The sequence below is a fragment of the Pontibacter burrus genome (genome assembly GCF_010686685.1).
Classification (GTDB): Bacteria; Bacteroidota; Bacteroidia; order Cytophagales; family Hymenobacteraceae; genus Pontibacter; species Pontibacter burrus.
The window spans coordinates 343,710-357,137 of sequence record NZ_JAAGWD010000004.1 but is presented as its reverse complement, the minus strand read 5'-3'; the positions used below and the strand labels follow the sequence as shown (position 1 = coordinate 357,137).

The 13,428-nt window shown below is 48.1% G+C and carries 10 protein-coding genes; all 10 read right to left on the bottom strand.

What is annotated here, in order from left to right; all coding sequences use genetic code 11:
- Nucleotides 1–42: 42 nt before the first annotated feature.
- Nucleotides 43–1,098 (bottom strand): DUF4249 domain-containing protein, encoded by a 1,056-nt coding sequence (locus tag GXP69_RS11095; protein WP_163915127.1) that lies wholly within the window; start codon nt 1,096–1,098, stop codon nt 43–45.
- Nucleotides 1,099–1,104: 6 nt separating this feature from the next.
- Nucleotides 1,105–3,507, bottom strand: a complete 2,403-nt coding sequence (locus tag GXP69_RS11090) for a TonB-dependent receptor (RefSeq protein WP_163915126.1) — start codon at nt 3,505–3,507, stop codon at nt 1,105–1,107.
- A gap of 109 nt (nt 3,508–3,616) precedes the next feature.
- Nucleotides 3,617–4,129, bottom strand: a complete 513-nt coding sequence (locus GXP69_RS11085) for a lipid-binding protein (protein WP_163915125.1) — start codon at nt 4,127–4,129, stop codon at nt 3,617–3,619.
- 42 nt (nt 4,130–4,171) lie between these two features.
- Nucleotides 4,172–4,801 (bottom strand): DUF5011 domain-containing protein, encoded by a 630-nt coding sequence (locus GXP69_RS11080; protein WP_163915124.1) that lies wholly within the window; start codon nt 4,799–4,801, stop codon nt 4,172–4,174.
- Nucleotides 4,802–4,824: 23 nt separating this feature from the next.
- The gene (locus tag GXP69_RS11075) at nt 4,825–6,294 is read right to left on the bottom strand and encodes a SusD/RagB family nutrient-binding outer membrane lipoprotein (protein ID WP_163915123.1); all 1,470 of its coding nucleotides are present in this window, start codon (nt 6,292–6,294) and stop codon (nt 4,825–4,827) included.
- Between the two features lie 21 nt (nt 6,295–6,315).
- Nucleotides 6,316–9,420 carry a SusC/RagA family TonB-linked outer membrane protein gene (locus GXP69_RS11070; RefSeq protein ID WP_163915122.1) on the bottom strand — a complete coding sequence of 1,035 codons (3,105 nt, stop codon included), beginning with the start codon at nt 9,418–9,420 and terminating at the stop codon, nt 6,316–6,318.
- Nucleotides 9,421–9,869: 449 nt separating this feature from the next.
- Nucleotides 9,870–10,947 (bottom strand): peptide chain release factor 2 gene (gene prfB, locus GXP69_RS11065; protein ID WP_163915121.1). Its coding sequence is split into 2 segments (ribosomal slippage): nt 9,870–10,886 and nt 10,888–10,947, totalling 1,077 coding nucleotides; the frame shifts between segments, so codons are not numbered across the junction.
- Nucleotides 10,948–11,051: 104 nt separating this feature from the next.
- Entirely contained in the window at nt 11,052–12,125 is a 1,074-nt protein-coding gene (locus GXP69_RS11060; RefSeq protein WP_163915120.1) for a branched-chain amino acid aminotransferase, read from the bottom strand.
- A gap of 24 nt (nt 12,126–12,149) precedes the next feature.
- Entirely contained in the window at nt 12,150–12,701 is a 552-nt protein-coding gene (locus GXP69_RS11055; RefSeq protein ID WP_163915119.1) for a cob(I)yrinic acid a,c-diamide adenosyltransferase, read from the bottom strand.
- Nucleotides 12,685–13,428: an ABC transporter ATP-binding protein gene (locus GXP69_RS11050; protein ID WP_163915118.1), complete on the bottom strand. Its 744-nt coding sequence runs from the start codon at nt 13,426–13,428 to the stop codon at nt 12,685–12,687. The genes GXP69_RS11055 and GXP69_RS11050 overlap by 17 nt, the downstream gene beginning before the upstream one ends.

Genomic DNA, 13,428 nt, shown 5'->3' with positions numbered 1-13,428 from the left:
TATACCGGTAATGCAGTACCAAACTATAAATGCAACAGCACTTTACCAGAAAACCGGCTGCACAGTAGTGCTGTTAGAGAGCACGCGGCAATCGTCGGGCATAACATACGGCCCTACCCGAATGCCCAGTTCCTCCCGGTTTATAAAAAAAGCTTTGCTGGCCATTGCTGATGCTCCAAAAAAACCAAGCACACGCTCATCCGGGTTACTGATGCTACTCATATTACCGATAACATTAGCTGGAGGCGGGTCCTGTATGCTGCCTCCACGCTCTATTTGCGATTTGAGAATGCGCCAGTAGTTAAAAGCCGCTTCTGAGAGCGAATATTGCTTTACCTCAAGATGGTATTTGAAACCAAACGCCTGTTCCGTTACCGGTATATGGGTAACCAGATGCCGCTTTAAATTGGTTCCGTTTGTCAGCCGGTCGTCTAGCACGTTTATGCTGTTGGTATTGGCTGTAACCCAGCAGGTTTCGCAGCAGTCTTTTGGCATTGGTACACGTACGTTTCCTACTTTCTCGGTATAGTCCCAGGGTTGGGTACTTACCCTGAACGTTCCCTGCCAGCGCCACATATAATAGTTTTTCTCTGCTGCCGGATCTTCCGCATCCAGCAGCACATGCACGGCATACCGTGTTACCTGCACATCTTCTTCATTCAGCTCAAAGTAAGGCCTGACCTCAAAATACAGACTATCAATAGGACCAACAGGCTGCATGGTTTCCGGAGCCGAAGTATATTGCTGGCCGCCTTTTGTGGTTATCTGCAAGGTATAGGTAACTCCAACCTGACCTCTGATGCCGTCGGCACTTGTCTGATAAAGCCCCGGAGCTGTTTCGGTTAGCGTTTCCTGGTTACCTCTGTTGTCGGAAATAATAACGCGGGCACCAGCTTCCACCACACTCCAGTTGTCGTGGTAGGAATCGTATTGTTTGCTCCGGCTCAGGCGTACACTATAGGGCCCTGGCTCATCTGTGATCATGCCATCTACAACCAGCCGCCTGGCATCTGGGTCCAACTCCAGTTCCAGTGGATCGACGCAGCTGTTAAAAAGCAGCAGTATTACTGCCAAAAAAATAAGTCTCAGACTTTTCATAGGGCATTACCTAAATTTAAAATCGTAGGAAATGGATGGTAGCGGCACGCCCACCACCGCCAGCTGATACGCTCTGGGAGGTGAACCAAAAACCTGCTTAAAGAAAACAGAATAAGGGTTTTTGCGACCATACACATTGTACACAGCAATGTTCCAGGTTCCTTCCCAGCGCTTGTTTCTGGATCGGTTTGGGAGTACAGCCAGCGACAGATCCAGCCGGTGATAATCGGGAATACGGTAGGCGTTTCGTTCTCCAAAATCCGGCACGATGTAGCCATCAATTACATAATGTGCAACAGGTGCTGTAATGGGGCGGCCTGTACTATAGGTAAAGTTGAGTGAGGCCACAAGCCGTTTGTTTAGTTCATAACTGCTTACCAGGTTCAGGGTATGCGGTTTATCATAGCTGGCGGGGTAGTAATTGCCCTGGTTTATAGTTTCTTCTGCAGTAGCCCCATTTACGGCAATTTCGGTGCGGGAATAGGTATAGTTTACCCAGCCAGTCAGGCGGCCAGCCGTTTTGCTGATGCTTGTTTCCAAGCCGTATGCCCTGCCCTTGCCCGGCAACAGGTCCGTTTCAATCATTTTGTTCAGGTATAGTATGGCCCCGTTTTTATAGTCGTGTATATTCTCAATGCGCTTATAGTATAACTCCAGCGCGCCTTCAAACCGGTTGTCGCCGCTGTTCCGGAAATATCCTACGCTAACCTGATCACCAATCTGTGGTTTAAGGTATGTGTTGCTCGTCTTCCAGATATCGGTTGGCGAAATAGAAGTAGTGTTGGAAATGAGGTGCAGGTACTGCCGGTTGCGGTTATAGCCAATTTTTACGGCGCTGTTTTTACCAAGGCCAATATTTACAGAAAGCCGCGGCTCCAGACCGTGGTAAGATTTAATTACCTCACCGCTGCTATAGTTCAAGGTATCTGTAATAGTACCCTCCTGCCTTGGTTCGCCTGCCTGGTACAGGTATACCGATGCCGGACCGTACACTGCATATACTGAATACCGCAGGCCATACATCACCGTTATTTTATCCGAAAGTTTTACTTCATCGTTCCAGTACAAAGCGCTCTCCAGGGCATGTTCTTCAGGTAAAACTACCGGCTGCACTTCTGATTGACCAGAAGCAGGCTGCAACTCGCCCTGTGCAAACCTATAGTTTACTGCCGAGGCGCCAAATGTCACCTGGTGCCTGTTTTTGGTCAGGTAAAAGTCAGCTTTCAGGTTGGCCAGCTTAATCCCATTGCTGTATTCAGATGCTGTAGCAGGTTCTTCGGTTAATACTTTAAAACTATAGTTTGTAAGCACACCAGTTAAATCCGCATAAAAATCGGTGTTAAAAATGCGCGTGTATTTTATAGTTGCAGCGTTGGTGCTCCAGTTATACAAGGTATCCCCGGAAAAGCCGAAGCGGTCATAACTGCGGTACCCAAACAGGGTAAGTTTACTTTTCTCGTTAAACGTATAGCCTGCTTTTGCCGAAATGTCATAGAAAGATGCACGGCTGTTCTTTATGTTAACATCTGGCACCCTTTTCAGGAGCCAGTCTGAGTAAGAACTGCGGCCTGCAACTATAAAAGAGCTTTTCTCTTTTGTAATCGGTCCCTCTACTGTTAACCTACCCGAGATGAGCGCGATACCGCCACTCAGCAGGTAATTGGTACGGTTGCCTTCACGCTGTTTTACATCCAGCACCGATGCAATACGACCTCCATACTGCGCCGGTACGCCACCACGGTACAGCGTTATGCTTTCAAGCGCATCAGGGTTAAAAACGGAGAAAAAACCGAACAGGTGGGATGTATTAAAGATGGGCACATCATCCAGCAACACCAGGTTCTGGTCAATGCTTCCGCCCCTCACATTAAAGCCGGTCGCCGCTTCACCCACCGAACTGATGCCGGGCAATAGCTTAATGCTTTTAATAACATCTGCCTCGCCCAGAAGCGCCGGTGAGGTTTTGATCGTGTTAATGTCGATGCTGGAAATGCCACTCATCACGCTCCGTACATTGTCGTGCCGTTCTCGGGCTCCTACTACATTCACTTCTGATAACTGCACAGTAGCGCGGCGGAGAGGGATGTTCAGAACTATATCGCGGGTACTGTTATAGTTTATACTGTCTTTACCATAGCCTACAAAAGAAACCAGTAGCGTGCCGCGGCCAGCGGGTACATTTAAACTATAAGCACCTCTCTCGTTTGTAGTTACACCTGTTTTGCCTGTAGCTGCATACACTGTAACGCCGGGAATTGCTTCGCCATTTGCTGCATCGCGCACTACACCACTGATTTTGATATAGTTGCTTTGCCAAGCCCGACCTGCACATACTCCCTTTATAGTTGTAAGTAAAAAAAACAGGCACAAAAAGCCCACGACGGCAATGGGGTGTACATGCTCTTTCATAAAGGCGGCGCCGGGTTTTAGATGGATGTTAGGTTTAAGCCCCGTTTTTAAGGTATGTAAAAAGACAGGCTGTTTAACCTGTCTTTTTACTTCTTAGCTACTTAAATGATTATTCAAAACCAGTACTTCTGTGCCCATATACGTGGTAAATGGTTCCGAATGGGTCAGGATTGCCCTCCGCATCTTCATCGTCGTTAAACGATACCTGGAAGTAAATGCTATCGCGTAGTATACCGTTTACACGCACCGCATCCACAAACACCTGACCATTGGTTATAGTTACCTGAGAGTCGTAGGTTTCATTCTGCAGCTCATTGCCGCCAAATGTGCGGGCACGTGCATCTGCAGGAGATTTCACTTTAAAATCCCAGAAGCTGCCATGGTCATCAACCCATATTTCAGTTGGTATATTTGCAGATGTATTGTAGATCAGCAGCTCCCCCTGGTCTACCAATGGCTCAAACTGGCCTGGCGCTGTCTCTATACTAAAGGTTACTGTCCAGTCGCCGGAAAGCGGGTACGTGGAAGTGAACTCAATCTCATCATCGTCGTCATCATCGCAGGAGGTAATAAAACCTACAGACAGGAACATGACAAGCAGTAAAATATATTTTGGTTTCATCGCTATCTTATTTTATCGTTCATGAATTTGATTGTCCGGGTTCTACTGTCTTTCCCACACCCTTCTGCTATCTGCTATACCAAAGTTTGGCAACGACACGAGTAGTGTCATCACACCGCCCTGTAAAGTTCCTGTACCTTCCACAGGTCCGAAACCACTGAGTGCATTGCCTGGCAGGGTCAGATTAACGCCATCAGTAGTTATTATATAGGACGGGATCAGGTTAGGCCCCCACACGTTCGGCATCAGGTAAAAACCAGGCGCCAGTTTGGTTACGGTTGATGATACACCGCTTCTAACGTAGGTTCCGGCAATGTTAACACCGGCCTGTTCAGGCGCTGGCAATACAGCTACTGTACGGGTAGTGGAACCTGGAAAACCGTCTGAGTTTACGGCAGTGTATACAATGTCATACACTCCGGGTGTACTGGTATCAACGGTGCCCGATACGGTTACTGGTAGCTCTGTTTCCCCTTCAGTGGCTGTTACGCCCGGGTCCACAAATTCTCCGCCCTGCACTATCGAGCTAAACCTGTCTCCACTCATCTCAAACTGGGCGTAGGTTGTAATGCCCGATACATGTGCTGTATCGTCGTCTTTCTCACAGGCACTAAAGGCAAATAGCAGCATTGTGAGCAGAAATAACCTTAAGCTTATATTTATGCGTTTCATTTTATTTACTTTTTAAGGTTTAATTAGTCCTTCACATCCCACCATACCGGTACATCTATCTCCACCAGGCCAGGGTAGTTCGTATTTCTTACCGCCTCAGTGTTAGGGTACAGTAAACGTTTCGGAATAAGACCAGTACCCAAGGTAGAAGCTGCTGAAGGCTCTATAAAGCTTGGATAACCGGTTCTGCGATATTCGGTCCAGGCTTCAAAACCCTGGGTTCCGCTAAACGATACCCATTTCTGGGTGATGATCTGCTCTACCTGTGCTTCTACTGAACCACCTGTTGGATAAGGTACGCGTTGTAACAGGGCTGTTGCTGCAGCCACATCTTCACCCACATAATCCAGCGATGCTCGGATGCCCTGGGCATAAAGCTCACTGGCATCGCCTACGCCTCCGGTCCAGCCGCGGGCAACGGCCTCAGCCTGCAGAAAGTAACTCTCTGCTGCTGTTATGTAAGGTACTGCAGTTGTTGGACTGGCAACCGCTGGCCCTGGTTTTGATACAGTGTTCGACTGGTTACCAGTACGGTCAGGAGTACATTCCACACCCTGGTCCACGCCTACAAAACTACCCTGGTTGCTACCAGCCTGTGCCGGAGAAAAGAACTTATCTATTCTTGGGTCTTCTGTTTCCTGCAGATAATCCAGTATCGTGTTACTGGCCACTACGTCCACACCGCCCCTGAAAACTACCTGGGTCTGGTAGAATGGGTTCCTGTTCTGAGTCTGGTCGGCAAACGCTATGTCACCGGTTTCGCCAATCTGCAAAAACTCTGCTCCTGCACTGTACATTGCCTGAATGCCTGCCTGTGCTACATCCGGCCGTACATAAGCCTGACGCAGGAATATTTTGAGTTTAAGCGTGTTGGCGAATCTAAGCCATTCGGTCATATTACCACCGTACACAAGGTCATCATCACCTGGTGTTGCACCGCTTGGATCAATCAGCGCGATTGCTGAATCCAGCCGAACCACCATGTCATTATAGATGTCTTCCTGACTTTCATATTCCGGATTAAGATTATTGAGTCCGTTCAATGCTGAACTGTAGGGCACATCACCCCAGGCATCTGTAATCACCTGTATAGTATACACTTCCATTATCTGGCCAATAGCAGCGTAGTTGTTCTGTTCGTCGGTAAGTGCCTGTTGGCTTACAAATCTGAAGTCGTTTAAGGCGCCGGCATAAAGTTCACCCCATACCCTGGCATCGTAACTGGAAGATGTGATCTGGTATAGTTCCAGGTCGCAGTACTGGTTAGCTGCTCCGGCCTGGGTCCAGTGTTGTGCGAAGAAGTTACCCAAAAACTGGAACTGGTTTCCTAAAGTATAGGCCAGTTGCCCCTGCGCTGCCGGTAATGTTAACGCCGGCGTTGAGGTAGGCGGGTTGTTAGGGTCATCGTTCACATCCAGGAAGTCATCGCAGGCAGTAAGTCCTGCTAAAGTGGCAATCACCCCTGCAAGCATGTATTTATATATTCTTTTCATGGTCTTGATCTTCAGTTATCTTTAAAAAGTGACTCTGATGTTGGCACCCCATGACCGTGTACTTGGTGTGCTACTAAAGTCGTATCCTTGCAGGTTACCGTTACCGAAGCTGTTCATCTCAGGGTCGATGTATGTGTTCTCATCTGGTGTCCAGAGGATCAGGTTACGACCGGAAACACCGACTTCTATATTACCGAAGAAGGTTTTCTCAACTATAGATGCCGGCAGCTTGTAGCTCAAGCTCACTTCGCGCAGCTTGGTAAAAGAAGCATCCACTATATTCGTACCTTCAGGCAGGTTACCCCAATACTCGTACAGGTTATCATTTGTAAGCGGAGTAGTATTCTCTACATACTCACCTGTGCTACCAACCTCAACAACTGAGTTAGGGATGATGTATGGCTGGCGGTCGTTGAACAGCGTTTCTGGTGCAGTACCTGCAAAACGCTGGGTACCTCTTGTTCTGGAATACATTTTACCACCCTGGCGGGTATCAAACACAAAGGAGAAACGAGCACCCTTATAGGTAAGCGTATTCACAAGGCCGCCTGTCCAGTCTGGTTGTATGGTTCCCTGGTAAGTTTGTTCTGGCGCTGTTCTTGGGCGACCTGTAGCAGCGTTCACTACGATGCGGCCCTGAGGATCGCGCAGGTAATCTTCTGCTTTAAAGGTACCATAAGGACGGCCTCTTGAAATAACAAGGGCTGCAGATGCCAAACCACCCAGCGAGATCTCGTTCTCACCAAATACATCTTCTACCTCGTTATCATTTTTTGTGAAGTTCACGCTGATGTCCCAGGTAAAGTCATTGGTTTCGATCGGGATACCGCCAACCAGCAGTTCCACCCCTTTGTTGCGTATGGTAGCCGCATTCAGGTTGGCAGAACCAAAGCCGGTAGCAAACGAAATTGGCACACTAATAATCTGATTATCAGACTTAGAATCGTAGTAAGCCACGTCGAAGCGCAGGCGCTCCTTAAGCATTCTTACGTCCGCACCTATCTCCCATGAACTGGTTTCTTCTGGCTGCAGGAAGTTATTACCAATTACGTTACTCACCTCAAAACCAGGTATACCGGCAAATGGGAAGTTCAGGTCAGTACCGGCAAAGCCATCGCTGATGTTACCAGATACAAAGACAGACCGGGTAAAGAAGTTTGGTGCGTCGTTACCCACTTTAGCATAGTTTGCCCTGATCTTTGCAAAGTTGATCGGTGAATTATCAGCTAAACCAAATGCATTGGCAGCATCAAATGCTATGTTAACAGATGGGTAAAAGAAGCGGTTATCGTCTAGAGGCAGTGTAGAAGACCAGTCGTTACGTCCGGTAAGTTCTAACCACAAGTAGTCTCTGAAGCCCAGTTTGGCAGAACCATAAACACCTACCAGCCTTCTGATATCACGGAAACTGGTCGCTAATGGGGTACCAACTATGTTACTAAGAGATTTAAACTGGTTGTTGGCAAGCGCATCCGCTTGTGCAAACAGGTTATCGTTCGTTCTCTGGTTAATGTTATGTCCGATCAACAGTTCCAGGTTCAGGTCTTCTGAGATATCGAAGCCATAGGTTGCCATGATGTCGGAGTTTATCTCACGGTAGTAAAGCTGTGTCTCAGAATACATACCATCATCGTTGTTGGCCTCATTCTGCCCCTCCACATCCCGTATGGCCATCCACTGCTTACGGCGGTCATTGTAAAAGTCTGTACCTAAACGGAAGGTAACATTCAGTTTTTCAATCACTTCGTATCCGATGGTTATGTTACCAAATAAGCGGTCCACATCGTTCTCGAAAGTCTGATTGGCCAGCGACCAGTATGGGTTTATGGTGTAAGGAGAGTAATAGCCTGCCTCATCGTTAAAAGGGTTTGACAAATCCTCCAGCTCCCGAACCGGAATATCACGCGGAGTTTGGATAAGTTGATTGAATACAGAGTTGCCCTGCCCTGTCATGGCAAAGTCGCCGCCCGATTTGGTATAGGTTAAAGATACCGAAGAGTTAAATTTGTTCAGCAGTTTGGTACTTCCTTTTACTGCCAGCGAGTTACGGCTATAGTCTGTAGTAGGTACTATACCACTCTGGCTCGTGTTGGAATAAGAAGCGTAGTAGGTTGCGTTCTCGGCTGCTCCTGAAAGTGAGATCGTATTGATCCAGGTTGATCCATAATCGAAAAACTCCTTGATATTATCTTTCAGGGCTACATATGGTTTATAGCGTTGCTGTCCGTTTATGATCTGGCCCCAAGGCAATACCTCGCCTGTAAAAACCGGGCCCCAGCTGGTGTTTTCCAGCAGGTCGGGTGCACCGAAGAAGCCCTCTCCATAACGGTTCTGGAATTCAGGATAGCGGAGCACGTCTTCTATTGTGTAAGATGATACATAAGACATTTCAGCTTTTTTGGTAGCTCCCCTGCCGGATTTCGTGGTGATCATGATCGCTCCGTTTGCCGCTCTGGAACCATACAAGGCAGCAGCAGCAGGGCCTTTCAGGATGTTGATAGACTCGATATCGTCCGGGTTAATGTCGTTGGCGCGGTTACCGACATCTATACCGTTGTTCAGGTTATCTCCTGTACCGGAGCTACTATTATCTACGGGTATGCCGTCTATCACAAAAAGCGCCTGGTTACTTTGTAATACAGATTTCGCACCCCTGATAACAACCCTGGTAGAAGCACCCGGACCACCGCCCTGGCTCTGAATATTCACCCCGGCCACTTTACCCTGCAGCGCGTTGGCTACGCTTCGTTCGCGACCCTGAGTTAGCTGCTCCGAGTTCACCTGCTGCGTAGCATATCCCAGTGTTCTTTCTTCTTCCTCACGGCCCAGTGCTGTTACCACAACTTCCTGTAGTTGCTGTGCATCGGTTTCTAAAGCCACATTTATAGTTGTTGCGTTGCCGATGCTCCGGGTTACTGTCTGGTACCCAATGTATCGGAACTCGAGTGTATTGCTACCTGCCGGTACGTTTATAGTATAAGCGCCATCTACGTTGGTGGATGTACCTACTGTGGTGCCTTGTACTATTACAGCGACGCCCGGTAGGGCTTGTCCGTTGGCGCGGTCCGTTACGGTACCGGTCACCGTCCTGCCTTGTGCAAACGCCTGCTGAAAGAGGGTGAACATCAAGACAAAACTAAGAAGTAATAGTTTTTTCATTTGCTCTCATTGATAAGATGATTTAAAGAGGTTATGCAGATTACACGAGCCAAACAACCACTACCGGGCTGCGCATGCCTGGCTGCAGTGTTTATGGAAGAGTAATTGCTAAGTAGAGCTACAAGGTAGAAGAGTTCAGGAAACGTTATAGTTTTCCTCAAAGACCACCAAAGTAGGCCTGCATGTAGAGGGAGAGCAATCGGTGTTAAACAATTCCTTATACGTGCCCAATCAAATTTAATCTTATTAAAAGCTTATTTAAGAATCAAAAATCGACGAACAATTGCTTTTAATAGCCAAATTGATGTGCAAACACACAGTTTAGAGGCTAATTGATAACTATAGTTACAAAAAAGCCGGTGCACCTTAGCGTTGAATGGCAAGGCACACCGGCTATCCGGTTTTTTATCAGCTGTTTACTGCTGCATCAGGTAGGCTTTTATAAAATCATCCAGGTCGCCATCCAGCACACTTTGCACATCTGTGCGTTCTACGCCTGTTCTTACATCCTTCGCAAGCTTATAGGGGTGCAGTACATAGTTCCGGATCTGCGAACCAAAGTCAATCTTCTTTTTAGTGCTCTCGATCCGATCGCGTTCTTCGTTACGCTTCTCCACCTCTATCTGGTAGAGCCTGGATTTCAGCATGCGTAAGGCGTGTTCTTTGTTCATGAGCTGAGAGCGCTCTATCTGGCACTCAATTACAATACCAGTTGGCTTGTGCTTCAGGCGTACGGCAGTTTCAACTTTGTTTACGTTCTGGCCACCTGCACCTCCCGAGCGGAAAGTATCCCACTCAATGTCGCCCATGTTCACTTCAATGTTGATCGTATCATCTACCACCGGGTAGGCAAACACCGAGGCAAACGATGTATGGCGCCGCCCACCGGAATCGAAAGGAGAGATACGTACCAGGCGATGTACCCCGATCTCTGATTTCAGGTAGCCATAGGCAAAGTCGCCGGTAATTTCTAGCGTAGCAGATTTTATTCCTGCGCCATCGCCGGCCTGGTAGTTTAGCTGCTTCACACTAAAGTCATGCGACTCAGCCCACATGATGTACATGCGCATCAGAATCTCGGCCCAATCCTGGCTTTCGGTACCACCGGCACCCGGGTTTATTTCCAGAATAGCGCTTAACTGATCTTCCTCACCGCTGAGCATACGCTTAAACTCCAGCCCTTCTACTGCTTCCAGTGCGGCTTTATATTCCTGCTGAATCTCTTCTTCGGTTACGTCGCCTTCTTTGTAAAACTCAAACAGCGTTTCGAAGTCGCCATACTTCTTCTCTACTTCTTCGTAGTGATCGGTCCATACCTTAATGCCCTTTACCTCTTTCAGCACCTTCTCGGCTTCTTTGGAGTTGTCCCAAAAGTCAGGAGCTGTGGTCTTGGCCTCGATGGTGGCTACTTCCTCTTTCTTGTTGTCGTAGTCAAAGGTACCTCCTCAAGGCTTCTACGCGCGCCTTTAAATCTTTTACCTGCTCTGCAGTCATTGTTCTATAGTTTGTGTTTAGTGCCTATACTCTATTTTAAACAAGAAGATGCTGAAGCAACATCCACAGGACTTACTTCAGCATCTCACTTTATAGTTCTGTACTTACAGGTTAATCTTGTAAACCCAATTGTATGGGTCCGGAGCCTGTCCGGTTTTAATTTTATCCAGTTCAGCGGCAACCGAATTTGATATGTCTCTTCCTTCAAAAGGCGGCAATTCCAGGTCTTCGCCGTTATAGTGAATAGTAGCAATCTGAGCTATAGTTGCGGCGGTACCAGTACCAAATGCTTCCTGTAGTTTGCCGGCTCTGTGCGCTTCCACTACTTCCTCCACGCTTACACGGCGCTCTTCTACCTTGTAGCCCAAGTCTCTGGCTAACGTCAGTACGCTGTCGCGGGTGATACCCGAAAGGATTGTTGAGCTTACGGCAGGCGTTACCAACACACCATCTATCACAAACATCACGTTCATTGTGCCCGATTCCTCGATGTATTTGTGCTCTTTGGCGTCGGTCCAGATAAGCTGATGATAGCCTTTCTGTTGCATCTGGCGTGCCGGGTAAAGCGCCGCGCCATAGTTGCCTGCGGCTTTGGCATAACCTGCACCGCCATCAGCAGAGCGCACATAGTTGGTTTCGATGGCTACACGCAGCGGCGCGTTGTAGTAGGCACCCACCGGGCACGAGAAAATGGTAAATCTATAGTTGGAAGATGGCCTTACACCAATAAAATCATCGGTGGCAAACATGAACGGGCGGATGTATAGCGCGCTTCCTTCGGTTGGTGGCACCCAGGCAGCATCCAAACGAAGCAATTGCTCCAGCCCCTGCATAAAAATATCTTCCGGCAGCTGCGGAATGCACATGCGCTCAGCCGACACATTCAATCGTTTATAGTTGTCGTACGGTCTGAATAACAGGATATCGCCATCTGCACTACGATAAGCTTTCATGCCTTCAAAAATCGCCTGACCATAGTGAATAGCAGAAGTAGCCGGGCTTAGCGACATGTTACCGTAAGGCAAGATCTGCGGCGCCTGCCATGCATCATTCTTGTAATCAGCTACCAGCATGTGGTCCGAAAAGATCTTCCCGAACTCGATATTGTTATAGTCCAGTTGTGAAATGCGGGATTCCTGTACCTGCTGTGTAGTTATAGTTAGCGTATCTGTAGTCATAGTGTAGTTGTTGGTGAAGGGTTATTAAACTCTTGGCTTCCAGGTTACTTCCTCAGCCTGCAGCTCGTAAGTCATACGGCGGCACAATGCAAACAGATAATCCGACAAACGGTTTAGATAAATAATTACCAGTTCATCTACCGGCGACTCTTCCTGCAACCTGATGGCAAGGCGTTCGGCACGGCGACACACGCAACGCGCTATATGGCAGAAAGATACCGACTGATGGCCGCCCGGCAGTACAAAAGCACGCAGCGGCGGTACCTCTTCGCTCATAGTGTCGATCTCCTTTTCCAGTAACTGTACGTCTTCGGTATGCAGGTCCGGCGTAACCATCTTCACGTTTTTATCCGGATCGGTAGCCAGCATGGAGCCAATGGTAAAGAGCCTGTCCTGTATCTCTTTCAGTATGTCAGCTCTGGATTTGTTTACTTCCTGGTCGCGTACCAGCCCGATGTAGGAATTTAACTCATCAACGGTTCCGTAAGCTTCTATCCGCAAATGCGATTTGGCTACACGGGTCCCCCCTATCAGCGCGGTAGTGCCTTTATCGCCGGTCTTAGTGTATATCTTCATTGATGCTGTGCGCTTCCCGCATCATGGCTGCGGTAGCTACGTTTTCGTTTATAGTATCCGACTCTATCAAACCATCACGCAAACGAACTATACGGTGGGCATAGCGGGCAATATCTTCTTCGTGGGTTACCATAATTATGGTGTTACCTCTTGAATGCAGGTTCTCGAACAGCTCCATGATCTCGTAAGATGTTTTGGTGTCGAGGTTACCAGTCGGCTCATCGGCCAGAATAATGCTTGGGTCGTTAATTAAGGCACGGGCTATAGCCACACGCTGGCGCTGCCCGCCCGAAAGTTCGTTGGGCTTGTGTTTTCCACGGTTGCCAAGGCCTACACTTTCCAGTGCTTTCTGCGCCCGCTCTTCGCGCTGGGTTTTATTATAACCAGCATAGATCAGTGGCAGGGCTACGTTCTCTAAAGATGTCTGACGCGGCAACAGGTTGAACGTCTGGAAAACGAAACCGATCTCTTTATTGCGCACCTCGGCCAGTTCGTTATCCGTCATGTTGCTCACATCGTTTCCGTTCAGAATGTAGGTACCGCCAGTTGGTGTATCAAGGCAGCCGATGATGTTCATGAGTGTGGATTTACCTGAACCGGAAGGGCCCATAAACGCCACATATTCTCCTTTGTGTATGGTTATAGAAACATCCTGCAGGGCGTTGATTACCTCTGCTCCCATGCGGTATACTTTAGAGATGTGGTGTGTATCGATGATGATGCTCAT

Coding starts and splice junctions, on each gene's coding strand:
- GXP69_RS11050 (WP_163915118.1), bottom strand. CDS start 13,428: ATGAGCATCATCATCGATACACACCACATCTCTAAAGTATACCGCATG.
- GXP69_RS11080 (WP_163915124.1), bottom strand. CDS start 4,801: ATGAAACGCATAAATATAAGCTTAAGGTTATTTCTGCTCACAATGCTG.
- GXP69_RS11090 (WP_163915126.1), bottom strand. CDS start 3,507: ATGAAAGAGCATGTACACCCCATTGCCGTCGTGGGCTTTTTGTGCCTG.
- GXP69_RS11095 (WP_163915127.1), bottom strand. CDS start 1,098: ATGAAAAGTCTGAGACTTATTTTTTTGGCAGTAATACTGCTGCTTTTT.
- GXP69_RS11060 (WP_163915120.1), bottom strand. CDS start 12,125: ATGACTACAGATACGCTAACTATAACTACACAGCAGGTACAGGAATCC.
- GXP69_RS11075 (WP_163915123.1), bottom strand. CDS start 6,294: ATGAAAAGAATATATAAATACATGCTTGCAGGGGTGATTGCCACTTTA.
- GXP69_RS11055 (WP_163915119.1), bottom strand. CDS start 12,701: ATGAAGATATACACTAAGACCGGCGATAAAGGCACTACCGCGCTGATA.
- GXP69_RS11070 (WP_163915122.1), bottom strand. CDS start 9,420: ATGTTCACCCTCTTTCAGCAGGCGTTTGCACAAGGCAGGACGGTGACC.
- GXP69_RS11085 (WP_163915125.1), bottom strand. CDS start 4,129: ATGAAACCAAAATATATTTTACTGCTTGTCATGTTCCTGTCTGTAGGT.